Source organism: Nocardiopsis sinuspersici, from assembly GCF_001998325.1.
Lineage (GTDB): Bacteria > Actinomycetota > Actinomycetes > Streptosporangiales > Streptosporangiaceae > Nocardiopsis > Nocardiopsis sinuspersici.
In genome coordinates, this window is sequence record NZ_MCOK01000001.1 from 1,734,880 (window position 1) to 1,757,558 (window position 22,679).

At 71.1% G+C, this 22,679-nt stretch carries 20 protein-coding genes; 8 read left to right on the plus strand and 12 right to left on the minus strand.

Annotation, left to right across the window (positions count from 1 at the left end):
* Positions 1-225 precede the first annotated feature (225 nt).
* Complete coding sequence (locus NOSIN_RS07275) at positions 226-1,266, plus strand: hypothetical protein (RefSeq protein WP_077689998.1); 1,041 nt, start codon at positions 226-228, stop codon at positions 1,264-1,266.
* A 347-nt stretch (positions 1,267-1,613) separates the two neighbouring features.
* On the plus strand, positions 1,614-2,267 hold the full coding sequence (locus NOSIN_RS07280; RefSeq protein WP_143832878.1) for a hypothetical protein: 654 nt from the start codon (positions 1,614-1,616) through the stop codon (positions 2,265-2,267).
* Between the two features lie 374 nt (positions 2,268-2,641).
* On the opposite strand, the gene NOSIN_RS07285 is transcribed toward NOSIN_RS07280, so the two are convergent.
* The 9 genes from NOSIN_RS07285 to NOSIN_RS07325 all read right to left on the minus strand — a co-directional run bounded on the left by NOSIN_RS07285 (position 2,642) and on the right by NOSIN_RS07325 (position 11,332).
* Positions 2,642-3,367, minus strand: coding sequence for a CPBP family intramembrane glutamic endopeptidase (locus tag NOSIN_RS07285; RefSeq protein ID WP_170293663.1), 726 nt, complete (start codon positions 3,365-3,367; stop codon positions 2,642-2,644).
* Between the two features lie 304 nt (positions 3,368-3,671).
* Positions 3,672-4,355: a 4-carboxy-4-hydroxy-2-oxoadipate aldolase/oxaloacetate decarboxylase gene (gene ligK / locus NOSIN_RS07290; RefSeq protein WP_077690001.1), complete on the minus strand. Its 684-nt coding sequence runs from the start codon at positions 4,353-4,355 to the stop codon at positions 3,672-3,674.
* Between the two features lie 40 nt (positions 4,356-4,395).
* Positions 4,396-5,412, minus strand: a complete 1,017-nt coding sequence (locus NOSIN_RS07295; RefSeq protein WP_077690002.1) for an amidohydrolase family protein — start codon at positions 5,410-5,412, stop codon at positions 4,396-4,398.
* On the minus strand, positions 5,409-6,695 hold the full coding sequence (locus tag NOSIN_RS07300; protein ID WP_077690003.1) for a 4-oxalomesaconate tautomerase: 1,287 nt from the start codon (positions 6,693-6,695) through the stop codon (positions 5,409-5,411). Before NOSIN_RS07300 ends, NOSIN_RS07295 begins: the two co-directional genes overlap by 4 nt.
* Before the next feature lie 119 nt (positions 6,696-6,814).
* Positions 6,815-7,840: an ABC transporter substrate-binding protein gene (locus NOSIN_RS07305; RefSeq protein ID WP_077690004.1), complete on the minus strand. Its 1,026-nt coding sequence runs from the start codon at positions 7,838-7,840 to the stop codon at positions 6,815-6,817.
* 83 nt (positions 7,841-7,923) lie between these two features.
* Entirely contained in the window at positions 7,924-8,784 is an 861-nt protein-coding gene (locus NOSIN_RS07310; RefSeq protein ID WP_077690005.1) for an ABC transporter permease, read from the minus strand.
* The gene (locus NOSIN_RS07315; RefSeq protein WP_077690006.1) at positions 8,781-9,548 is read right to left on the minus strand and encodes an ABC transporter ATP-binding protein; all 768 of its coding nucleotides are present in this window, start codon (positions 9,546-9,548) and stop codon (positions 8,781-8,783) included. The genes NOSIN_RS07310 and NOSIN_RS07315 overlap by 4 nt, the downstream gene beginning before the upstream one ends.
* The gene (locus NOSIN_RS07320) at positions 9,545-10,516 is read right to left on the minus strand and encodes a DUF6282 family protein (protein ID WP_077690007.1); all 972 of its coding nucleotides are present in this window, start codon (positions 10,514-10,516) and stop codon (positions 9,545-9,547) included. The genes NOSIN_RS07315 and NOSIN_RS07320 overlap by 4 nt, the downstream gene beginning before the upstream one ends.
* A 138-nt stretch (positions 10,517-10,654) precedes the next feature.
* The gene (locus tag NOSIN_RS07325; RefSeq protein ID WP_077690008.1) at positions 10,655-11,332 is read right to left on the minus strand and encodes a GntR family transcriptional regulator; all 678 of its coding nucleotides are present in this window, start codon (positions 11,330-11,332) and stop codon (positions 10,655-10,657) included.
* Positions 11,333-11,414: 82 nt separating this feature from the next.
* Between NOSIN_RS07325 and NOSIN_RS07330 the strand changes: the two genes are divergently transcribed.
* The gene (locus NOSIN_RS07330) at positions 11,415-12,179 is read left to right on the plus strand and encodes a DUF1932 domain-containing protein (RefSeq protein ID WP_170293662.1); all 765 of its coding nucleotides are present in this window, start codon (positions 11,415-11,417) and stop codon (positions 12,177-12,179) included.
* A gap of 179 nt (positions 12,180-12,358) precedes the next feature.
* Here NOSIN_RS07330 and NOSIN_RS07335 read toward each other — a convergent pair whose 3' ends face one another.
* Positions 12,359-14,266, minus strand: coding sequence for a calcineurin-like phosphoesterase C-terminal domain-containing protein (locus NOSIN_RS07335; RefSeq protein ID WP_077690010.1), 1,908 nt, complete (start codon positions 14,264-14,266; stop codon positions 12,359-12,361).
* A 947-nt stretch (positions 14,267-15,213) separates the two neighbouring features.
* Between NOSIN_RS07335 and gndA the strand changes: the two genes are divergently transcribed.
* A complete protein-coding gene (gene gndA, locus NOSIN_RS07340; RefSeq protein ID WP_077690011.1) occupies positions 15,214-16,647 on the plus strand; it encodes an NADP-dependent phosphogluconate dehydrogenase in 1,434 nt (477 codons plus the stop codon).
* Between the two features lie 97 nt (positions 16,648-16,744).
* Here gndA and NOSIN_RS07345 read toward each other — a convergent pair whose 3' ends face one another.
* A complete protein-coding gene (locus NOSIN_RS07345; protein WP_077690012.1) occupies positions 16,745-17,581 on the minus strand; it encodes a class I SAM-dependent methyltransferase in 837 nt (278 codons plus the stop codon).
* Between the two features lie 138 nt (positions 17,582-17,719).
* Complete coding sequence (locus NOSIN_RS07350; protein WP_077690013.1) at positions 17,720-18,292, minus strand: type I-E CRISPR-associated protein Cas6/Cse3/CasE; 573 nt, start codon at positions 18,290-18,292, stop codon at positions 17,720-17,722.
* Between the two features lie 344 nt (positions 18,293-18,636).
* Between NOSIN_RS07350 and NOSIN_RS07355 the strand changes: the two genes are divergently transcribed.
* The 4 genes from NOSIN_RS07355 (at position 18,637) to NOSIN_RS07375 (ending at position 22,631) form a co-directional block, all read left to right on the plus strand.
* Positions 18,637-19,587 carry a PfkB family carbohydrate kinase gene (locus tag NOSIN_RS07355; RefSeq protein ID WP_077690014.1) on the plus strand — a complete coding sequence of 317 codons (951 nt, stop codon included), beginning with the start codon at positions 18,637-18,639 and terminating at the stop codon, positions 19,585-19,587.
* Between the two features lie 953 nt (positions 19,588-20,540).
* Entirely contained in the window at positions 20,541-21,005 is a 465-nt protein-coding gene (locus NOSIN_RS07365) for a hypothetical protein (RefSeq protein WP_077690015.1), read from the plus strand.
* A gap of 232 nt (positions 21,006-21,237) precedes the next feature.
* Positions 21,238-21,942, plus strand: a complete 705-nt coding sequence (locus tag NOSIN_RS07370; RefSeq protein ID WP_227014442.1) for a hypothetical protein — start codon at positions 21,238-21,240, stop codon at positions 21,940-21,942.
* A gap of 167 nt (positions 21,943-22,109) precedes the next feature.
* Positions 22,110-22,631: a hypothetical protein gene (locus tag NOSIN_RS07375; protein ID WP_077690016.1), complete on the plus strand. Its 522-nt coding sequence runs from the start codon at positions 22,110-22,112 to the stop codon at positions 22,629-22,631.
* The last annotated feature ends 48 nt before the right edge of the window (positions 22,632-22,679 follow it).

A 22,679-nucleotide genomic window follows, 5' to 3' on the forward strand; every position in this document is an offset into this window, starting at 1 on the left:
ACCAGCGAAAACGGTGCCACGCCCCGCCCTGGAAGGCTTCGTCCACAGGCGTGGTCACCGCTCGGTCAGGTCGGCGCAGGATCGGCAGGCGGGTGACCCCCCGGTGGCGTGGTCCGGTGGTGACCTCGTGCGCCCGTCGTATTCATGGACCCGCCGAGGAAACCGTTTCGTGGTTGATGCCCGGAAAATGCCCATAATGCACCCTGGCCCCGCTAGAAACACACCATGGTGCTCAGCAAACTCATCGATATGCACGAACAACGCGTGGTCAGAAAGGCGGGTGTCACCGCGGGACGCGCGTGGCAGGACCAGGACCTGGCGTCGAAACTCCCGGCCGTCCGCTCGGGCGACACGGACACAGCGGTCATGCTGCTCAAGACCCTGGACCCGAACCTGCGCGCCCTGCGCGTCGACGTCCTGGCGACAGAGTGCGTTCCCTTCCTGGACAAGCTCGAGGACGGCCTGAAGGAGAACGACGACCCCGATCTCGCCCTCCTGGCCGGGGCGGCGCGGATCATCGCCGCGTGGGAGGTCCGGACCGGGGCATGGGCCAAGGACGTGGGCAGGGAGCGCTTCGAGAAGTTCCAGTCCATGCTCCCCGCGGCCTACGAGCATCTGGTCCACGCGACCAACGCGGCCCCGGACCGGCCGGACGCGTTGAACCACCTGCAGTGGTTCGGCATGGGAGCGGGGATGCCTCGCAAGGACCTCGACTTCCTGTGGGAGCGGATCATCGAGCGCGATCCGTGGCACTACGTGAGCCACCATTCCCGGCTCCAGGTCCTGTGCCGGAAATGGAAGGGCTCCCACGAGGAGATGTTCGCCTTCGCCCGGGAAGTCGCCGCCTACGCCCACCGGGGCGACCCGTTGCTGGACCTGGTGCCGCGGGCGCATGTGGAGCGGTTCATCATGCTCCAGCGGGAGCGGGAGGACGACGTGGTGACCGTCGGCGACTTCAAGTCCCTGCGCCGGGAGTACCTCACCGACCCAGGGGTACGAGCGGAGATCACCGACGCCGCGGACCTGTGGTTGTCAGGGGACGACGACCACCCCGGCAGGCAGGAGACCGCGCACGAGTTCGGCGCCGCGCTCTACTTCGCGGGCGAGACGGAGCTCGCGACCCGGGTTCTGCGGCTGACCGGGACGATCATCCCGAGGTTCTCGGCGTGGATCCACTGGGAGTCGAGCGCGGAGTACGGGTACGTCCGTGCCCGCGACAAGCTGGGGATCCCTCTGTCCGACCAGGTCGCCTCCCTCCCCGCCTGAGCACCGCAGCCTCACTCCGAGGGCGTCCGGTCTCCCCGTGGACACCCCCGTCCACGGCGGGGAGGCCGGAGGCCCCGCGGTCGAGAGGGAGCGCCGTTACTTGGAGTTCGTCCTGTTCGGGGACAAGAAAGGGCCGGGGGAAACCTGAATTCCGGTCATCGGCGTACCCCACGGGGTTGCCGAGCGTCACAGGGCTTGGTAGTTGTTCTGGGGAACCGTGATTATCGAAATCCGGTAGTCGCCCGGGAATGCCGGCGGCGCGTGCGCACGCCCGTGGCCCCATAATTCCCCCCAGCCGGCCTTCGGGACCTTCCGGGCGAGCACGAATGGACTCTGGAAGTGGATGCGTGAGCGGACAGAACACGCCGCAGGAACCGGGCGACGACTCAAGGCCGCCCACACCGGCGTTGACGTGGTCGGTCACGCTTTTGGTGCTCGGCGGCTTCCTGACCGTGTTGGTCATCGCATACGACCACGTGAGTACAAGGCCCGGACACGAGGTCGCCACGCACCAGCGTGACTACGAAACGTTGTGCGAAGGCCGCCCGATTCCCGGTGCACCGGCCTACACAGGATCAGGTGTGCGACCAATCCTCGTGTTCGAGGACATGAAGGATCACGACCCCAGGTTCTTCAGCCGGGTGGACCTGAGCTTTGGCCTTGAACCGGACAGGGTGTACGACCCGGACGCGGACGGGGTACAGCTCGTCGCGTGCGCCGAGCGCGTCGACGAGGGAGAACAGGTCGGCACCTGTGAATACGGTTTCCACAGATCGCTCGACGGAGCGGACATACCGTTGCACCTCACGGATGTGGAAATCCGGATCTATGAGGCCCGGACCGGCGAGCCGGTGGGTGAACCGCTCGAAGTGGTCGCCAGGGACAAGACCTGCCCGAGGACGGCGTCCTACAACGTGATGGAGACAGAGCGTGCGGCCGTGTACACGACCCCGGCGACGGATCAGTACATAGAGGCGATCGAGGAGATCCTCGCCGACTAGCGCTCCGACCGCTTCAGTACCGCGGACTCGTCGAGTGAGACGAACTCCCATGCCTTGGAGCCGGGCGGTCCTGGAGATCGCACGGACCAGGGGATCGGCCTGCCGCCCATGATGAAGCCGAGGACGTGGAACGCACGTGTCGGCGGCCACGCCGTAGAGGGGTGCCCCGACCTGCTCCCGCCATGACGCAGGGCCCGCTGCCATCGCCGAGGCTCTCGGTGGTGAGGCCTAGCCTCCGTGCCGAACCGGTCATGAGCCGCCGCACCCACCACTCAGCCCGGTGACAGAGGGCGGTCCCGACACCACACCGGGGCCTCCGTCGCGTCCGGCACGAGAGGCCCGGTACCGGACGGCGCACACGCGGCGGTGCACCATCACCGCGCCCCGGCGGGAGCGGGTGCCTCCTCGTCGGGAATCGACCGGTGATCGAGGCGGCGCAGGAGCCACAGCCCGTAGCAGACGAAACCCGCGGCCACACCCAGCTGCACCGGCCAGGGAGCGGCGCCGGGGCTGGCGTACTGCACGAAGTTGTAGAGCGCGTGCGCCGCCACCAGCGGCCAGATCGTGGCCAGATGGAACCGCACGGCGGCGTAGCCGAAGCCGAACGCGGCGGTGCTCAGCACCTGGAACAGTGTGTCGCCGAGGTCGCGGCCGAACCAGGCACCCGACAGGGCGTGACCGAGCCCGAAGAGCACACCCACCCAGACCGCCGCGGGCAGCCGTCCCATCCGGGCGAGCACGTGCTGTACGACGCCTCGGGACAGGCTCTCCTCGGTGACGCCGACGACCAGGCAGAACAACGCGAGGTACACGAGCGTCCGCCCGTCGCCTTCGATGCCGGGAACGGCATAGACGGCGCCGACCAGGAACAGGGGCACCGTGACCCCGAAACCGGGGACGCCCGTGCGGATCGGTGCGAACCCGGTGTGGCGCCACCCGCCCATGGCCAGAGCCGCGAGCACCGGCACCGGCAGGGTGCAGAGGGTGATCAGAGTGGCGCCCAGATGGGGGGCGTCCTGCGAGGGGACGAGTTCGGCGGCCGCGAAGAGCACGGCATGCCACAGCAGGGTCAGGGCTGCTGCGAGAGCGAGTGGGGGCAAGGAGGGCCTGCTCTTGTGACGGGGCACGCGTTCGATACTAGCCGGGCGGCGACGTCGACTCCCGTAGCCACCTTGGCGAAAGGCCCACCGACCCCGCCGGGCGAGACCGTCCCGGAGCACGGGGCGAAGCCCAGGACACGGATTGCGGGAGGCGGTCCCGGTACGCCCCCCGGCCTTCCGTCGCAGCAGGCACGGGGCACTCCCGTGCCAGGCGCGGCCGTACCGGTCCGTGGGCGGCATCCACCGGGCGGTGGATGCCGCCGCTCCGTGCCTCCCGGTGAGAGGCGTCGGCCGACCGGTCGGGTCAGTCGAGGTAGCGCAGGCCGGCCGACGACAGCTTCTCGCGCATTCCGTAGATGTCCAGGCCCAGCTCGCCGTTCTGGAACCGTGCGCGCTTGGACTCCTCGTTCTCCTCGCGGCGCCGAGCGGCCTCGGCCACCTCCGGGGCGGAGGCGCGGGGCACCACGACGACGCCGTCGGCGTCGGCGACGACCACGTCGCCCGGGTGGACCAGGGCGTTGGCCACGGTGACGGGCACGTTGACCGAGCCCAGTGTCGCCTTCACGGTGCCCTTGGCGTTGATCGCACGGCTGAAGACGGGGAAGTCCATCTCGCTGAGCTCGGCGGCGTCCCGGCAGCCGCCGTCGATGATCAGGCCCACGGCGCCCCGGGCCCGGAAGGAGGTCGCCAGGAGCTCGCCGAAGAACCCGTCCTCGGACTCCGTCGTGCACCCGGCCACGACGACGTCGCCCGGGCGGACCTGTTCGGCGACCACGTGCAGCATCCAGTTGTCACCGGGCTGGAGCAGCACGGTGACCGCGGTCCCGCACAGGCTGGCCTGCGGGTACACCGGCCGGATGTAGGGCCGCAGCAGGCCTGTGCGCCCCTGCGCCTCGTGCACGGTGGCGACGCCGAAGCGGGACAGCTCCTCGACGGCCTCCGGTGCGGCGCGCTCGATGGAACGGTGGACGACTCCGAGCTCGGTCATGACTCTCCTCGTGCGTGGGTGGGCGGGTTCGGACCGGCCCTCATCGGCCCTGTCTCTTCAGTCGGGCGTCGAGTCGCGGGTACACCCGGCGGGCGTTGCCCTCCCAGATGGCCTCGCGTGCGGTGTCGGGCAGGTCCGCGCGCCGGATGTAGCGGCCCGTGTCGTCGAAGTGGTGTCCCGTGCGCGGGTCGATGTCGCGGACGGCGCCGATCATCTCCGAGGCGAAGAGGACGTTCTCGTGCGGGACGACGTCGAGCAGCAGGTCGATGCCCGGCTGGTGGTACACGCAGGTGTCGAAGAACACGTTGCCGAGCACGTGCTTCTCCAGCTCGGGCCTGCCGAGGGCCATCGCCAGTCCGCGGAAGCGCCCCCAGTGGTAGGGCGCGGCCCCGCCTCCGTGGGGGATGACGAGCCGAAGGTCGGGGAAGTCGGCGAAGAGGTCGCCCTGGACCAACTGCATGAAAGCCGCGGTGTCGGCGTTGAGGTAGTGGGACCCGGTCGTGTGGAAGGCGGGGTTGACGCTGGTGGAGACGTGCACCATCGCAGGGATGTCGTACTCGCACATCGCCTCGTAGACGGGGTACCACGAGCGGTCGGTGATCGGGGGCGAGTCCCACAGCCCGCCGGAGGGGTCCGGGTTGAGGTTGACCGCGACCGCACCGAGTTCCTCCACGGCGCGCCGCAGTTCGGGCAGGCAGCCGGCCGGGTCGGCGCCCGGGGACTGCGGGAGCATGGCGGCGGGCGCGAAGCGCTCCGGGAAGAGTTCGGCCACGCGGGCGATGAGGTCGTTGCAGATCCTGGCCCACCGGGCGGAGGTGGCCTCGTCACCGATGTGGTGGGCCATGAAGGAGGCCCGGGGCGAGAACACGGTCAGGTCGATCCCGCGCTGGTCCATGAGGGAGAGCTGGTTGCCCTCGATCGCCTCGCGCAGCTCGTCGTCGCCGATGTGCAGCTCGCCGGGCTCGGGTCCGCCGTCGAGCGCGGCGATCTGGGCCTGGCGCCACTGGCCGAGAGCGTCGGGCGCGGTGGTGAAGTGCCCGTGGCAGTCGATGATCATCGGTTCGTTTCCTTCATTGGTGGGTTCCAGACGCCCAGGGGGACATAGAGGTCTCCGGCCATGAGCGCTCGTGCGGTGCGTACGAGCGCGGACCCGGTGATGCGGGCGGGATCGCCGGGCTCCCGGTCGAGCCGCACCTCGAAGGCCCCGCTCGGGTGTTCGATGGAGAGGGTGGTTTCGGCCCCGTGCCCGGTCGGTGGCTCCGCCAGCTCGTGCGCGACCGTTCCCGGGAGCACGCAGGCGGTGGCGGCGGTGACGGCGGCCAGCACTCCGATCGACTCGTGGACGACGCGGGGGATGAAGCTGCGCGTCGCCACGGTGCCCCCGTGCAGCGGAGGCGAGACCAGCGTCATCTTCGGGTAGTTGCGGTCCGCGACGTCACCGAGTCCCATGAGCCTGCCGCCGGCCAGCCGCAGCGCCTCGACCCGGTCGCGCAGCGCGGAGTTCGCGGTGAGCTCGTCGGGGCTCTCCCGCCCGGTGGCGCCGAGCGCGGAGGCGGCGACGATGACGAGGGGCTGGCCGTTGTCGACGCAGGTGACCTCGACCGGACCCGTGCCGGGAACCTCGACCGTGTCACGGGGGTTCCCCGTCGGCAGCAGGGAGCCGGCGACGGATCCGGCGGTGTCGAGGAAACCGATCGTCACCGGCGAGGAGGTGCCGGGGGCGCCGTCGATGCGGGTGTCCCCGTCGTACTCGACGCTTCGCACACCGCCGTCGTGGGGTGTGCTCACCGAGATCTGCGCGACCGCTCCCGTGTTGAGGGTGCGCACCCGCACGGTGGTGGTGTCCGCGACGGGCACGATCATCCCGGTCTCGACGGCGAAGGGCACGACCGCGGCCAGCAGGTTGCCGCAGTTGGCGTTCATGTCCACGGAGTCGTCGTGGGGCTGTAGTTGGGCGAAGCGGAAGTCCAGATCGACGCCGGGCTCCGTGCTGGGGCCGACGATGCCGGCCTTGGAGGTGAGCGGATGCCCGCCGCCCAGGCCGTCGACCTGCAACGGGTGGGGGGAGCCGAGCGCGGCCCGGAGCACCCGGGCGAGGGCCTCGTCGTCGGCGGGCAGGTCCGCGCGGGCGAAGAACGGTCCGCGGGAGGTGCCGCCGCGCATCAGAACCGAGGGGATCGCGAGCTGGTGCCCGCGGACCCGCGTCCCCGGGCGCGGGGCGTGCACCCGTTGCGGCACGTGGGCCTGGCGTGAGGCGGCCGGGGCGGTTGCCGCGGGGGCCGTCTGCGCGTGGCCGTCCGCACGTCGTTCCTCGGCCGGCGGTGTCTTCGAACGTGTCATCCTCGTCCTCGTGCGGTCGCCCGCGGAGCCCGGCGTGCTCCGCGGAGGGGCGGTGGTGGCCGGAGCGGGCCCGGCGCCGCCGTGGCGGCGCCAGGCGGTGGGTCCTGCCCCGTGAAGTGCTATTCCTGGACCTGGGACCAGACGAGGGAGTCGTAGTCGGGGGCCTCGTCGATCAGCTGGGACTCCAGGTGGAAGTCCACCGCCGTGTCGAAGGCGCTCTCCGACACCTGGGACGAGGTGGCGAACTCCTGGGGGAGGATCTCGTTGAGGGCCTCCACCGCCTCGGGGTCGGTGCCGTCGAGGTAGGTCGAGAGCAGCTCCGCGCTGGCCTCCGGGTCGGTCTGGATGAACTCCAGTGCCCGGTCGACGGCCCGGTTGAAGGCCTCGATCTCCTCGCCCTTCTGCTCGATCACCCCGGAGGTGCTGAACAGCGCGCCGTGCAGCGGGTCGGTCAGGTCGGGGATGTCGCCGCGCTGCGGGGAGACGTAGATGTCGCCGACTCCCTCCGCCTCGGCCATCTGACCGGTCGGCTGGAAGAAGGCGAGGGCGTCCACCTGCCCCTCGGACAGGGCGCCGATGGCCGACGACGGGACGGCGCCCAGGTTCACCAGCGTGGCGTCGGTCTTGGCGTCCAGGCCCACCTGCTCGAACAGGTAGACGATCAGCGCCTCGGTGCCCGATCCCGGGCCGGTGATACCGATGTTCTTGCCCTCCAGGGCGCGGACCCTCTCCTCCAGGGGAGCGTCCGCGGCCGGACCGTCGAAGTCCGAGGCCGTCACGATGTCCACGTAGTAGTCGGTGACGAGTGAGCCGGTGACCTGCGTTTCCGGATTGCTCTCCGCCAGGTTGAACGCATCGGTGAGGACCCCCGCGCCGACATCGATGGAACCGGAGGTGAGGGCCGCCGCGAGCTTGGCGCCGGTACCGAGGCGGGGGCGCTCGCCGAGCTCGACGCCCTCGTCGGCGAAGTAGCCCTCCTGCTCGGCGACGTAGAGCGGGAAGAACGCGACGGAGTCGCTGATCTGTCCCACGTTGAGGACGCCCGGCTCGGACTCGGCCGCGTCACCGGCGCAGCCGGTGGCGGCGAGGAGGCCCGCGGTCGCCGCGATCGCGGCCGCCGTTCTGAGGTGCGTGCTGAGTTTCATGGCGTGACTTTCGGTTGGGTGGTGAGCGGCCGTGGAGTGTCCACGGCCTTGGGGGATGAACCGCACGGTGTCCGCTCGGGGCCCTACTCGGCGTCGAGCGGCTTCCAGCGGTTGGCCCGGGAGGCCAGAGCGCCCACCAGGGTGTTGAGGACCATCGCCAGTGCGGTCAGCACCACGACCGCGGCGAACACACCCGCGGTGTTGAACTGCGCGGCGGAGTCGTTGATGAGGTAGCCCAGGCCGCGGTTGGAGGCGACGAGTTCACCGATCACCGCGCCGATGAGCGCGTAGGGGATGGACACCTTCAGGCCGGTGATGAGGCCGGACATGGAGGCGGGCAGCACCACCTTGAGCGTGATGTCCTTGTTCGAGCCGCCCATCAGCCGGACGGCGTCGATGAGGCCGCGGTCGACGTCGCGGACGCCGGCGGCGGTGTTGAGGAACACCAGGAAGAACACGCTCACGGCCGCCAGGATGACCTTCATGTCGATGCCGATGCCGAACCACACGATGAACAGCGGGGCGAGCGCCACCTTCGGGATCGAGTACAGCGCCATCATCATCGGCTCGAACACGTCGTAGGTGAGGCGGACCGAGGCGAGCACGAAGCCGGCGAGTGCGCCGGTGACGGCGCCGATGACATAGCCGAGCACCACTTCCTGGATGGTGATCCAGGTGTGTGTGCTCAGGGTGCCGTCCAGTATCCAGTCGCGCAGCTGCTCCCACACGCTGACCGGGCTGGAGACGAACATGGGGTTGACGGCCACCCTGCCGGCGAGCTGCCAGAGCAGGAGGAAGACCAGCACCACGCCCGCCCGCAGCCCCCAGACGAGGGTGGTGCGGCGGTTGCGGTGCCACCAGCTGCGTCGGCGGGTCTCCTTGACGGGTCCGCTCGTGCTCAGGCCGTTGTGCGCGTGGGTGTCGGAAACCGATCCGGTGGTCATGGCCGCGCTCCCTTCTTCAGCGCGGAGGCCAGCGTGGCGTGCAGTTCCACGAACCGCGGGTCCACCTTGGCCTCGTCGGGGTCGCGCGGTCGGTCGAGGTCGATCTCCTGGTCCAGCAGGACGGTGCCCAGCGGGCCCAGGACGACGACGCGGTCGCCGAGGAGCAGGGCCTCCTCGATGTCGTGGGTGACGAAGACGATGGTGTGCCCGGTCGCGCTCCACAGGCGCGCCAGCTCACGCTGGAGCTCGGAGCGGAGCTGGGCGTCCAGGGCGCCGAAGGGTTCGTCCATCAGAATGGTCTCGGCGCCGTTGGCCAGCATGCGGGCCAGGCTGGCGCGGCGACGCATGCCGCCGGAGAGCTCGCGCGGGTAGCTGTCGGCGAAATCGGCCAGGCCGACCGTGGCGATGAGCTCACGCGCCTTCGCCTCGCGCTCGGCCTTGCCGGTGCCGGCGATCTCCATGGGCATCTCGACGTTGCGCTGCACGCTCCGCCACGGCATGAGCGTGTCGGTCTGGGTGAGGTAGCCGATGTCGGGGGTGGGGCCGCTGTGCGGGCTGCCCCGGTGCAGCACCCGCCCCGAGGTTGGCTTGGAGAGCCCGGAGAGCAGGTTCAGCATGGTGGACTTGCCGCAGCCGGACCGGCCCAGGATGGTGACGAGGGTGCCCTCCTCGATGCTGAGGCTGAAGTCGCGCAGGGCCACCGTGGCGACGTCGTCGCGCTGGAACTCCTTGGTGAGGTGTTCGACTTCCAGGACGGTGCTCATGAGTTGACCGCCTGTGCCGCGTGGTGGGCCTGTGGCGCCTCGGGGAGCGGTTCCGCGCCCGCGAGCCAGCGTGAGTTGTGCACCACCATCAAGCGCACCTCCTGGTCGGTGAAGCCGTTGTCGAGGAGGACGTCGGCGGCCAGCGCGAGGCCGTCCTCCACCGGCGGGTTGAAGGGCTGCCCCAGGTCGGAGCTGATGACGGAGGACTCGGGGCCCGCCGACCGGATGTTGTCCAGCCACACCTGCCAGGACACCTTGCCGGTCAGCGGGGTGGTCAGACAGCGTTCGAGGTAGGCGCCGTGGTCGGCGAGCGCCTTCTGGCGCTCCGCGGGAATGCGCTGTGAGGTGAACTCGGGATGGGTGACGACGACGCGTCGGACGCCGCGTTCGCGGGCGAGCGCGATCACCTTCGCGGACTCGTCTCCGTGCAGGTGCCCGGTGGCCAGGGTCATGTCGTGCTTGGCGATGACGTCGAGGACCTGGCGGGCCACGGCCGTGACCTCCCCGTCCTCGCCGAGCACGTCGACGGCGGGGCTGACGATCCCCGCCTCCCGCAGATCCTCCTGGATCCGGGCCCACATGGGCGGCGTGGCGCCCTCGGGGGTCTCCTCCAGGCAACTGCGCTGGTTGTCGCTGTCCACGGTCGGCAGCCAGACGAACCGGGCGCCGCCGCGTGCGGCGATCTCGACCGCGACGGGGTTGAGCCCGCCCACGGAGGCGTTGAGCGTGATGGCGCCGAGTACGTCGACGTCCGGATGGACGCTGCGGACCACCTCGGCGCGTTCGGCCGTGGACGTGTAGTGGGACTTGAGCACGAAGCCCGCCATACCGTGCTGTTGGAAGCGCGGGGCGAGTTCGAGGTCACTCACCCTGCGCTTCATCACATCGGGGGCGATGTGGACGTGGATGTCGTAGGCGCCCCGGACGAGCTCGCGGGCGTGTGCGCTGGGTACCTGGTGTTTCAACATGCCGCCCCTTTGCTAACAAACTGATGAGCAACATTGTTAACGATCTTGGTGACGACAGTCAATACCCAGGTCACATCCATGTGCGGTGCGACGCTTCGCCTCCGCGCCGACCGTCGGCGGGAGGTCGGCGCCGGCCGCTCACCCCCGCCGGGCGAAGTAGTCCCGCGTGGCCTCGTACACACTGTTCAGGTGCGCCCGCATGGCCTCCGCAGCACGTTCCGGATCCTTCGCGCAGACCGCCTCCACGATCTCCAGGTGCTCGGGCAACGACGTGGTCGGGCGGTTCGGCTGCATGGCCAGCCGGATGCGGTACCTGACGTTCTGGGCGCGCAGGCGCTTGACGACGTCGGGCGCCACTTTGGCGCCGCTGATGTCCATCACCTCCTGGTGCAGATCACGGTTGGCCTGCGCGTAGGCCTCGCCGTCGCCCGCCTCCACGGCTTGCCGCATCACCTCGCCGACGGCGCGCAGTCTCGCCACGCCGCTCTCATCGATGCGCTCGGCCGCGCGTGCCGCGCACAGCGACTCCAGGGCCGCGCGCACCTCCACGATCTCCAGCGCCTCGTCCAGGTCCACCGCGCGCACCCGGGCGCCGCGGTTGCGGACCCTCTCCACCAGGCCCTCCACCGAGAGCGTCGCCAGGGCCGCGCGCACCGCACCCCGGCTGGCGTCGAACATCTCGATGAGGTCCGTCTCCACGAGCCGCTGCCGGGGCGCGAACTCACCGGCGACGATGGCCTGTCGAATCCGCGACGTCACACGCTCGGCGTCGCTGACGCCACGGTTGGCACCCTGGCGCACTGCCTCCTGGGTCATGGTCTTCCTTTCGCTCATCTTGGTGTGCATTATTGTAAACAATGTTGTTCACATCAGGGTGGTACTCGCTACGGAGGGCGCGATGACCGTCATCACAATGGTCGGCTTGGGCGAGGCTGGCCGGCTCATCGGCGAAGGACTGGCGCGGGCCGGCGCCCGGGTCCAGGGCCACGACCCCTTCGTCTCGTTGTCCGACACGCCCATCGTGCAGAGTCCGGTACTGGACGATGCGTTCGCCGGCGCGGAGGTCGTCATCAGCCTCGTCGGTCCCTCCGCCGCGGAAGAGGCCGCCGCCAGGATCCTTCCCCTGGTGCCCGCATCGGCCGTCTACGCGGACCTGAACACCCTCTCTCCCGGTGAGAAGAGGGCGATCGGCAGGCTGGCGGCCGACTCCGGAGTCCCCTTCGCCGACGTCGCGGTCATGGCACCCGTCCCGCGTGCAGGCAGCCGCACGCCGCTGCTCGCGGCCGGGAGCGGAGCCGGGGCCTTCGCCGAGGCACTCTCGCCCCTGGGCACACCCGTCCGCACGGTCTCCACCGAAGCCGGTGACGCCGCGGCCAGGAAGCTGCTGCGCAGTGTGTTCATGAAGGGCTTGGCGGCGCTCATCATCGAATCGCTCGACGCCGCGAGCGCCGCCGGAGCCGCGGACGAGATCCGCGACCAGATCGCCGCCGAACTGGGCGAGAACGGCCGGGACCTGGTGGACCGGCTCGTGGAGGGCACCCGGCGGCATGCCGGGCGGCGCGTGCACGAGATGGAGGCGGTGACGGCCTACCTGAACGAACTCGACGTGGAGCACCCCGTGACCGAGGCCACGCTGTCGCACCTGCGCCGGCTGAGCGCCTGAAACCGTTCGGTGGAGCGGCTCCGAGGACGGGGAACGCGTCCTCGGACTCCCGATGACGTGCCTGAGCTCTGCCCGCGCCACCCTGCCCGGCCGTGGAAGCGGTCGCCGCGGCCGCCGCGCACCCACGACGGAGGGCCGCCACCCGTGCGGGTGACGGCCCTCCGGGCGTGGGAGTCCGACTACCGTCGTCCCACGATCTCGAACTCGAGGACGTCGGTGAACTCGCGGCCGTAGGAGTCGGTCGCGGTCACCTCCGCGGTGTGCTGACCGGTGCGGAGGTTTCTGGGCAGGTCGAACCGCCACAGGTGCATCGTCCGCTCGGCGATGCTGCCGCCGTGGACCAACTGCTGCGAGACCGCGTACGGATCGGAGTACTCGGCGCCGACGTTGACGGCCTCACCCCCCATCTGCTGGGTGCGCGTGGCCTCCTCGGCCGGCCCGCCGTCGATGCTGACCTCGACCGTCGATCCGGTGGAGCCGAAGAAGAAGTTGGTCGTCAGCCAGCTGCCGTGGATCAGGTCGGCGCGGTCGACCACCAGGGGCTCCTCCAGTTCGGGAGCCTCACCGACGGGGTCGGCGTTCCACTCCCGGCGCTCTTCGAACCACTCCCGGTAGGTCGGGCTGTTGATGCCCAACTGCGTCTGCACGTCGTCGGACTCACCGGTGACGGTGTAGCGCTCCCGGAACTCGTTGCCCTCGATGTCCAGCGTCACCACGCCGGGACGGCCGCCGTCGCGGCCGATCGCCGCCGGGTAGCCCTCCTCGCCGATCGCGCCGGAGTACCAGTCACCCGAGATCGCGCCCGCGGTGATGTGCGGGAACGGCAGGCCCTCGACACCGAAGATGTCGCGCCAGCCTTCGACGTCGTCGCCGGTCTTGAGGTTCTCGATGCTGTGGCTGTGGCCGGACAGCGCCACGGCTCTGCGGCCCTCCAGCAGCTCGTGCACGCGGCTGACCTGGTCGACCTGGTGCACAGGTGAACCCTCGTCGGCGTAGTTGAGCAGGCTGATGTGGCTGGCGAGGACGATGAGCTTGTCACGGTCGACGTTGTCCAGGTCGCGCTGGAGCCACGTGAGCTGGTCGTCGTCGATGCGGCCGTTGTAGGACGGGTCGCCCTCCGGGTCGGCGCAGTGCTCGGCGATGCCTTCGGGGCTGTCGTCGGCCGCGGTGCAGGGGTAGTCGACGGTGTTCAGCGTGATGACGTGCACGTCACCGACGTCGAAGGAGTAGTACTCCGGCGCCAGCTGCGCGCGGAAGGTGTCGAAGGAGTGCTCGGCGCTCGGGGCGTCGAAGTCCAGGTCGTGGTTGCCCGGCAGGAAGCGGACCGGGCCGTTGATCTCGCTGACCAGGTCCTTGACGTCGGGGTAGAGCGACAGGTCGTCGCCGACGATGTCACCGACGAACAGCGCGCCGCAGCCGGCGTAGTCGTGGCGGTCGGACAGGTCCTTGATGGCGCCGGCGCGCGCGTACTCGATCTCCTGCCTGTCGTAGGTCTGCAGGTCTCCGGCGATGACGCAGCTCTGCTCGGCGGCGGCGGTCCCCTCGCTCTCCACGACCGGGAAGTTGACCGCGGACGGCAGCGGGCCGGTCGGCGCGATGCCGCCGTAGCGCAGCTCCGGGGACCCCTCGGGCAGGTGGTTGTAGTGGAACTGCGGGATGTTGTGCTCGTCCATCGGCACCTGGTAGCCCGACGGCTGCGTGATCGACACCGTCATGTTGTCGAACGCGGGCAGCCGGTAACGGCCCTCACCGTCGGTCCGCACCACGTCGCGGCCGTTGGTGACCATGACGCCGGCCAGGCCGGCCTCGTCGTCGTCGCTGGCGCTGTTCCGGTCGGCGTCGACGAACACCCTGCCGGTCAGCACCGAATCGTCGTCGGCGCCCGTCGGTGTGCGGACGACTTCGACCTCGCCGCGGTAGGAGGTGTCATCCCGGCTCTCGGACGGCGACGCCGCTGCCGGGGCGGGCACCGTGGTCAGGGAGCCGGCGATGACGGCGGCCGCCGAGACCGTCAGCGCGGTACGAAAGTAGCGGTGTTCCCGAAGGGCACGCCGCGTTCGCGCATGTCGTGAATGTGTCGTTGGCATGCGGTTGCCTCCGATATACGGGGGAGGGGAGCAGAACCGGCCAGGGGACCGGCGGAAAGCAACCTTTCTCGATACGGCTGAACAAGGACCCAGTTGTCGACCAACAGCCGACCACCAGCCGGTGACGACTGACGCGACGCACCGAGTATTCTCAGCGAGTTCCATCTCCATGTATTGCCAAGGAGCGGGGCACCGGGAACCGCGCCGATTCGGCCTGGACCCGGAGCCTGTTCTCGGGTGATCACGAGGTTCGCCCGTCTTCCCGAATCGCCCGCCGCTGAGAGCCCCTCACCGCCGAGTCCGGTTCTTCGCCTCAGACCGTATACGCACGTCAGCTCGGTGTGCGGAGCGCAACTCCGCCCACGCCGAAAAACCTGGCGAGGTGCCGTCGGATGTCACCGGACGCCGATGTGTGCTCCGTTCGTGATTCGCGTTTCCGTGCTGAAACGGCACCAGACGGCATCACACGGTCTCGGACGGCACCGCCGATCGAATGGTGTGGCATAAATCGGTACAAAATGACACGTAACGGTAAATAGCCAGCGCACTTCTCGAATGCCGTGGATGCTGTGAATGGAGACATCTCCGGCGTCGTCGTTCGGGGCCGAGACATGTACACGGCCCACCATGCCGCTCGCGGATGGCCTGTCCGGGCCGGTGCCATCCCCGCGGAAACAGCCCACCGTCGGCACCGGACCGTCGCCGACCAGCCCGCCGCCTGCCGAGGCCGCACGGGTCCAGGTCCGTCGGGCTTCAGGAGCGGGGCCGGTCCGCGTCGGTGTCCGTCCGGCCGGCGCCCAGCCGCCTGAGCGCCGCTGTCCGCCGACCCGCTCCCCGGGTCCGACCTGTTCCACGGCCGGATGAGCAGCGGAGCCACGGGGTAGCGGATGGGCGAGCGACCGTCGCGTCGCCGTCCGTCCCGACGACCGACTCCTGAGGAGCACGCAATGTCAGCACGAGCGCAGATCGGGGTCACCGGTCTGGCGGTCATGGGCCGCAACCTCGCACGGAACTTCGCGCGGCACGGGTACACGGTCGCGGTGCACAACCGCTCCTTCGACCGGGCCCGGTCGCTGGTGGCGGAGCACGGCGGCGAGGGCGACTTCGTCCTCTCGGAGTCGATGGCGGACTTCGTCGCGTCGCTGGAGCGCCCCCGCAAGGTCGTGGTCATGGTCAAGGCCGGCGCCGCCACCGACGCCGTGATCGACGAGCTGGTCCCGCTCCTGGAGGACGGCGACATCGTCGTCGACGCCGGGAACGCGCACTTTTCGGACACGATCCGCCGGGAGAGGGCGCTGCGTGACCACGGCCTGCACTTCGTCGGAACCGGCGTGTCCGGCGGTGAGGAGGGCGCGCTCAACGGGCCGTCGATCATGCCGGGCGGCACCCGCGAGTCGTACGAGTCCCTGGGACCGCTCCTGGAGGAGATCTCCGCGAAGGTCGACGGCGTCCCGTGCTGCACGTACGTGGGGCCCGGCGGCGCGGGACACTTCGTCAAGATGGTGCACAACGGCATCGAGTACGCCGACATGCAGCTCATCGCCGAGGCGTACGACCTGCTGCGGCGGGGCCTGGGCGCCTCCGCCGCGGAGATCGGCGAGATCTTCGCCGAGTGGAACCGCGGGGACCTGGAGTCCTTCCTCATCGAGACCACCGCCGACGTGCTGCGGCACGTCGACGCCGCGACCGGCCAGGCGTTCGTCGACGTCGTGCTGGACCAGGCCGAGCAGAAGGGCACCGGCCGCTGGACCGTCAAGAACGGACTGGACCTGGGCGTGCCGATCACCGGCATCGCGGAGGCCACGTTCGCCCGCGCGCTGTCCGGCTCGGTGCCCCAGCGCACGGCCGGGGCCGGCCTGCCCGCGCACACCCGGGAATGGGAGGTCAAGGACCGGGAGGCGTTCGTCGAGGACGTGCGCCTGGCGCTGTACGCGTCCAAGGTCGTGGCGTACTCGCAGGGCTTCGACCAGATCGCCGCGGCGTCGGCGGAGAACGGCTGGGGCATCGACCGCGGCGCCATGGCCCGCATCTGGCGGGGCGGCTGCATCATCCGCGCCCGGTTCCTGGACCGGATCACCGAGGCGTACGAGCGTGACGCCGGGCTGCCGCTGCTGCTCGCCGACCCCTACTTCACCGAGGCGGTTGCGGGAGGGCTGGCGTCGTGGCGCCGCGTCGTCGCGGGCGCGGCGGGCAGCGGCGTGCCCGTGCCGGCGTTCTCGTCGTCGCTCGCCTACTACGACGGCGTGCGGGCGCGGCGGCTGCCCGCGGCGCTGGTGCAGGCACAGCGCGACTTCTTCGGCGCGCACACCTACAAGAGGGTGGACCGCGACGGCACGTTCCACACGGACTGGTCCGGAGACCGCACGGAGACCGAGGTGTGAGGGATCCCGGGGCCTGGGGTGGACAGCGGCCCGGGCGGCGCCCATCGCGGCGGGGCCCGGGCCGCCTCGTCGACGGGCGGTCGAGAGCGGGTGCGGGTCAGAGGCCGGCCCTCGCCGTGACCAGCCATCCGCGTGCGGGAATCCGGACGGCGCCACCGCTCTCGCAGTCGCGGAGTGCGGCGGTGACCGCTCGCCGTGCCTTTTCCAGGGCGGATCGGTCCATGCCGTGTACGGCGTCGCGCAACTGTCCGGCGAGGAGGAAGTCCGCGGCATCGGCCGCGTCCGTGCCGATGACGCTCAGGATCTCCGTGGGGATGGCGGCCGCCTCGTCGAAGCCGGCCTGGCCGAGCACCGTACGGATGTGGTCGGGATCGGCGAAGTCGGCTGTTCCCGGTGCCGAGTCGTTCGGATCCGGTGCCGGCAGGTACTCGGCCAGCGCCGCGAAGACCGCCTGCACCTCTTCACCCGGGTCCCGGTGGCAGACGAAGGCGAGCCGGCCTCCGGGACGGAGGGCGCGTCCGATGTTGGCGAACGCTGCGACGGGGTCGGCGAAGAACATCACCCCGGCCCGGCTGATCACCGCGTCGAAGCCACCGGACGGAAAGGGATGGACCTGGGCGTCGCCCGGCTCGAACTCCGCGTTGCCGACGCCCTCGGCGGCCGCGGTACGGCGTGCGCGTTCGAGCATCGGCGCGGAGAGGTCGATGCCGACGGCGTGTCCGCGGTACGCCCGCCGGGCGGCCGACCGGGTCGTCTGACCGGTGCCGCAGCCGATGTCGAGCACGCGGTGGGCGTGGGCGATCGCGGCGGCGCCGAGGAGGGGTTCGGTGAAGCCGGCGGCCATGGTGTCGTACCGCTGGTGGTGCTCGGCCCAGTGGCGGCCGTCCGCGCCGTTCCGGATCCGGTGCTGTTCGTGGTTGGCGATCTGCTGCATTCGGGTGGTCTCCCGCTTTCCGTGTCGACGTACGGGAGACGCTGCCAGGACGGTCTGCCATGCGACTGCCAGACCGCTGTCACGGCGGTGACCGCGGTCGAGGCCCCACCCTCTGTTCCCGCGGACGGGCGCGACCGGCTACTGCGGGGCCAGCGGGCTGGCGAGGAGCAGCCCGGCTCCCGTGGCAGTGCCCGCGCCGATACCGTTCAGGCACAGTTCCTGGAGCACCTCGCTGTCCTGCACCACGGCCTCCCCGGTGAAGTGGTACCGGGCGGGCCTGCCGCCCAGGTGCTTCCACCTCACCGAGGTGACGCTCAGCGCACCCGCGAACTTGCCGTCCAGCCAGTCCTCGAACTCCTCCTCCGCGAGAGGGACCCGCTTGCCGCGCGGGCGCGGCTGCGGCTCCTCGTCGGTGGGCTCCGCCGCGCGCTGCGCGGTGGGCGCGGTGATGAGTTCCCACCGGACGGTCTCGCCCTCGGCGTACCGCGGCATCGGGTGGATCGCGGCGGAGACCGCACCGGGGACCTTGCCCCAGGCGGGGGCGGTGTCGGAGCTGACCACCAGCGTGTTCGGCGAGGTGCGCGCCCACAGCACACGGGCGTCGGACCCGGGGTCGGGGTCGACCGCTCTGCGTACGGCCCGCCCCATGACCGCCCACTGGTCCATGCCGGCGCTGCGCTTGGGGTCGAGTTTGATGCGGGCCAGGTACAAGGAGCTTCCCTCCGGGGCGTCCCGCCTGAGCGGGGCTTGTGTTCGGTCACGGGCGGTCGGGGGTTTCCTCCGCCCGGGGTGGATTTCCACTGTATGAGGCGCTGGCCCCTGGTCGGCCCGCGCTGTTCCAGTACACGTGCGCTCCCGCGGTCCCGACGCGGGACGGCCGCGCCCGCCGTGACCCGGAACCGGGCGTCGAACGCCCCGGGTGACACGTGCGGGGTCTCCTTCCCGGCGTCGGACCCGTGTGCCCGGCCCCTCCGGCCCCGTCCCACCCGGTGGCGTCCGCCCCCGGCGGACACGGGATAATCGCACGGTCGGCACAGGCGAAAGGAACCCCCTCCATGGCAGGACGCCTCCTCCACGTGGGACCGGTGATCATCGACGTCGTGATGGCGGTCGACGCCCTTCCCCGGTCCGGCGAGGGGGTGTTCGCCTCCTCCGCGCACACCCTGGCCGGAGGCGGTTTCAACGTCATCGCCGCCGCGGCGCGCGCCGGCATGGAGGTGGTCTACGCGGGAGCGCACGGAAGCGGGCCGAACGGGGACCTGGCCCGTGCGGCGCTGTGCTCCGAGGGGGTACCGGTGGCACACGCCCCCGCCCCCGACGCGGACACCGGTTTCTGCGTGGCCCTGGTCGAGGGCGACGCCGAACGGACCTTCGTCACCCGTCTGGGCGCCGAGATGGACCTGTCCCTGGCCGAACTGCGCACACTACGGCCCGGGCCGGGGGACTTCGTCTACACCGTGGGCTACTCCCTGCTCCCCGGACCGCCCGCCGAGGACCTCCTCACCTGGATCGGCGACCTCCCGGAGGAGGTGCGTCTGGTCCTGGACCCCGCACCGGTCGTGGGCGACCTTCCCGAGCAGGTCCTGGACCGGGTCCTGGCCCGTGTGGACCTGCTCAGCCTCAGCGCCGGCGAGGCCGCGACCATGACCGGGCGCACCGACCCCGGGGAGGCCGCCGCACTCCTCGTCCGCCGGGTCCGCCCCGGCGGTGTGGTGGTCGTGCGCGACTCCTCGAAGGGCTGCGTGGTGGCCGAACCCGGGGGAGTACCCCGACGGGTTCCCGGGTTTCCCGTGCGCGCCGTGGACACCAACGGGGCGGGCGACGCGCACGTGGGCGTGTTCACCGCGGCCGTGGCCGACGGCCTGGCCCCGCTGGAGGCCGCCCGCCGGGCCAACGCGGCCTGCGCCCTGGCCGTCACCCGCCAGGGCCCGGCCACCTGTCCCACCGCGAAGGAGACGGACGCCCTCCTGGCGGGAAGCGAGAGCGGTACGGCGGCCGGGCCCTGACGCCTCCCGGGGCAAGGACGGCGGCTTCCACGTTCCGCCACCGGGCCGGGGAGGAGAGGACCTCGGGCGGCGGCCACGCCCCCGGTTCCCGAGTACGGGACTGCCCGGTCCGAACCCGTCGGTGAGCCGCCCGGGAGGTTCCGGGCAAATCCCCTCCCCGGTTCCGGTCACGTGCCCTCGCGCGCTGCCGCTCCCCCGCTGTATCCTCGCCGGGACCGCCCGGCGGATGAACGGAAAGGCGCACGCGCAGATCGAGGCTCTGGCTCTTCTCACCCCGGCCCCGTCTTTCCGGAGCCGTTACACCTGGCGGAGCCTGCCCGCGAACTCGTCCCCCGGTTCAGCCCCGTAACGCTCCTCCAGTTCCTCCTGGCCCTCGCCGCGGGCCTGTTCACCTGCAAAGTCGCCGTGGGAACCGCCGACCTCCTCGTGCGGATCCCGGCCCACGAGGTCGCGCGACGGTGGCCGGGGCCGAACCCGGGAGAGCCTCCCCGCGGCCCGGCACGAACCGGGCAGCCTGCTCCGGAACCGGGGGCCGGGCGAAACGAGGCTCACGGTGACGTGCGGGGCACCATCGTCCAGGCCGGGTACATAGGCCGGCTCCACGTCCACCCCGCGCGGGACCGTGGGACCGAGCCGCCGCGCGGAAGCGACGACCGCTGAGCGACCGGGCGCGGCCGAGCACGGGGAGCGGCGCCCCGCACGGAGGAGGAGAGGCGGCCACGGCGCGCACCACGGCCTCCGCCGTTCCCGGCGGTGCGCGCAGGGACCACGGGAGACCGGAGGGGCCCGCCACCGGACAAGGGCCGGCCCGCGTCGCCGCGACCGGCTGCGGCACCGCCCGCCTGCGCCGCTGGCCGGTCTCGGGCGCTTGCTGTAGAGTCCTTCGCCATCCAGGCGGCCCGTGCCCCGGTCTCCCCTTCCCAGCCGAGGAATCGGCGACGAGACGAGGACCGATGACCAGTACTCCCGTCGAGAGCACCGGACGCCCCGGGACGGTGGAGGCGGCCTTCCTCCTCCTGCTCGCACTGATCGCCGCCAACCTGGTGCTGTGGGTGTCGGACGTGTTCTTCGTCGCCCCCACGGGACTGGACAGCATGCGCGCGGCCGCGGGCGATGGGGGAGGGCTCCGCCAGGCCGCCGTCTCCGGCACCGTCATGCTGCTGATCGCGGCGGTGGGCGTCCTCCTCGCCGTCCTGATACGCCGGGGCCGCAACTGGGCGCGTCTCCTGATCGCCGCCGTCGGCGCCCTCGCCGTGCTCATGTTCCTGACCACCGTCAACATGGACGGCACCATGTGGGCGGCGCCGGCGTCGGCCTACGGCCTCTTCCGCGATGTCGTTCCGGGCCTGCTGGGGCTGGCCGTCCTCGTGCTTCTGTTCCTGCCGGCGTCCAACACCTACTTCTCGCGGAGGACGTGAGCCGTCCCGCACGGTGGGCGCTGGTCCCCGGAACTCCACGGCCCCGTGCCGACTGAGCCGCCAACGGATTAGGGCCAGTGATCAATACAGGCCAGGCACCTACAAGAATTCAGTATTGACCGCCGTGTCCGGTCCCTTCCGTCATTCCAGCCACAGGCGCCCCAACTGAAACATGAAAGCGTTTTTGGGCGGGTCTTCGAGGGCAAGGACAGGCGGACAGGAGGTACCCCCCATGGAGACCGGAACCATGACCGTCACCGTCCTGGTCGCCTTAGCGGTAGTCGCCCTCGCCGGAGGGATCGCGATCGCCGCGCGCTTCCTTCTTCTTCCGGCCTGGCGCACCGCCCGGCTCAGGAAGCACTTCGGTACCGAATACGACCACGCCGTACAGGACCACGACGACACGTCGGCCGCCGAGCGCGACCTGTCCGCACGACTCCGCCGCCGTCAGGACACCGAACTCCGCGCACTCGCCGTTCAGGAGCGCGAGGCGTACGCCGACACCTGGGCCACGGTCCAGCAGGTCTTCGTGGACGACCCCGACCGCGCCGTCCGGGACGCCCGTGCCCTGGTGGGCGCCGTCATGGCGGATCTGGGCTACCCCGACCCCCCACCCGACGAAGGCTTCGAGCGGCGGCTCCGGGACCTGTCGGTGGACCACCCCGCCGCGGTCGCCGACGTGCGCGGCGCGCAGGGGGCAGAGCACTCCACCGGGCCGGACCGGCCGCACACCGAGCACCTGCGCGAGGTGCTGGTGGCCCACCGCGGGCTGGTGGACGCCCTGCTGGGCGGAGGACTGCGGCCCGCGGCCAGGGGCGGACCGCGACCGTCGTCGAAGGGCGGACCGCGACCCGCGCCGAAGCAGGAGGACAAGGGCAAGGACGAGCAGCAGCAGAAGGGGGAGGAACGGGAGAGGGAACCGGAGGGAGAACGGTGAGCGACTCCGGCGACACCACGGGACACAGGGGAGCGGAACCGCGCAGAGTCCGGTGGAGCCTGCGCGCGCACGACCGGGGGACCCGGCGGGAACGGCGCCCGGGAGGGCCGCCACCGAGACAACCGCTCGGACACCAGGAGTACGGGCGAGGGAACGAGGAGGCGCAGATGACCGAACGCACGGCGGGGCCCGGCCGCAGGACGGCACCGGAGCGGTCCGGGACCGGGGCGGTCGAGAAAACCGAGGCGGCCAAGGCGGTCGAGGCGGCCAAGGCGGTCGAGGCGGCCAAGGCGTCCGAGAACGGAACGGACGCCGGCGCCGCCAGGACCAGCGGAGGCGGGGCCCCGGCGAGGAAGGCCGCGCCCAGGCGGGCGTCCAGGCCGCGGAGCACCGCGGACCGCTCGGGACGGCCGTGGCTGCCCCGGCCGCGCGGCCTGGACCCGGACGGGGTACGGCAGCGCTGGATCGGGACGCAGGGCGCGTTCGTCGACGACCCCCAGGAGTCCGTACGCGAGGCGGACGCTCTGGCGGCGGAGGTCGCCGAAGCCGTGGTCGCCGCGATCGAGGAACGCCGCTCCGCGCTCCGCGCCGCCTGGAGCGACGGCGAGGGCACCGACACCGAATCACTCCGCCTCACCCTGCGTGACTACCGCTCCTTCGTCAAGGGCCTGCTCGGCGACACCGCCTGACCGAACACCCCTGAACCACCCGACCGAACCGGCCGGCTGAGTCCGCCC

Excerpts from the sequence above, each read along its gene's own strand:
- NOSIN_RS07330 (WP_170293662.1), top strand. The coding sequence starts at position 11,415 with ATGACCGTCATCACAATGGTCGGCTTGGGCGAGGCTGGCCGGCTCATC.
- NOSIN_RS07320 (WP_077690007.1), bottom strand. The coding sequence starts at position 10,516 with ATGTTGAAACACCAGGTACCCAGCGCACACGCCCGCGAGCTCGTCCGG.
- NOSIN_RS07375 (WP_077690016.1), top strand. The coding sequence starts at position 22,110 with ATGACCGAACGCACGGCGGGGCCCGGCCGCAGGACGGCACCGGAGCGG.
- ligK (WP_077690001.1), bottom strand. The coding sequence starts at position 4,355 with ATGACCGAGCTCGGAGTCGTCCACCGTTCCATCGAGCGCGCCGCACCG.
- NOSIN_RS07355 (WP_077690014.1), top strand. The coding sequence starts at position 18,637 with ATGGCAGGACGCCTCCTCCACGTGGGACCGGTGATCATCGACGTCGTG.
- NOSIN_RS07275 (WP_077689998.1), top strand. The coding sequence starts at position 226 with ATGGTGCTCAGCAAACTCATCGATATGCACGAACAACGCGTGGTCAGA.
- NOSIN_RS07365 (WP_077690015.1), top strand. The coding sequence starts at position 20,541 with ATGACCAGTACTCCCGTCGAGAGCACCGGACGCCCCGGGACGGTGGAG.
- NOSIN_RS07370 (WP_227014442.1), top strand. The coding sequence starts at position 21,238 with ATGGAGACCGGAACCATGACCGTCACCGTCCTGGTCGCCTTAGCGGTA.
- NOSIN_RS07310 (WP_077690005.1), bottom strand. The coding sequence starts at position 8,784 with ATGACCACCGGATCGGTTTCCGACACCCACGCGCACAACGGCCTGAGC.
- NOSIN_RS07325 (WP_077690008.1), bottom strand. The coding sequence starts at position 11,332 with ATGACCCAGGAGGCAGTGCGCCAGGGTGCCAACCGTGGCGTCAGCGAC.
- NOSIN_RS07295 (WP_077690002.1), bottom strand. The coding sequence starts at position 5,412 with ATGATCATCGACTGCCACGGGCACTTCACCACCGCGCCCGACGCTCTC.
- NOSIN_RS07345 (WP_077690012.1), bottom strand. The coding sequence starts at position 17,581 with ATGCAGCAGATCGCCAACCACGAACAGCACCGGATCCGGAACGGCGCG.
- NOSIN_RS07300 (WP_077690003.1), bottom strand. The coding sequence starts at position 6,695 with ATGACACGTTCGAAGACACCGCCGGCCGAGGAACGACGTGCGGACGGC.
- NOSIN_RS07315 (WP_077690006.1), bottom strand. The coding sequence starts at position 9,548 with ATGAGCACCGTCCTGGAAGTCGAACACCTCACCAAGGAGTTCCAGCGC.
- gndA (WP_077690011.1), top strand. The coding sequence starts at position 15,214 with ATGTCAGCACGAGCGCAGATCGGGGTCACCGGTCTGGCGGTCATGGGC.
- NOSIN_RS07305 (WP_077690004.1), bottom strand. The coding sequence starts at position 7,840 with ATGAAACTCAGCACGCACCTCAGAACGGCGGCCGCGATCGCGGCGACC.
- NOSIN_RS07335 (WP_077690010.1), bottom strand. The coding sequence starts at position 14,266 with ATGCCAACGACACATTCACGACATGCGCGAACGCGGCGTGCCCTTCGG.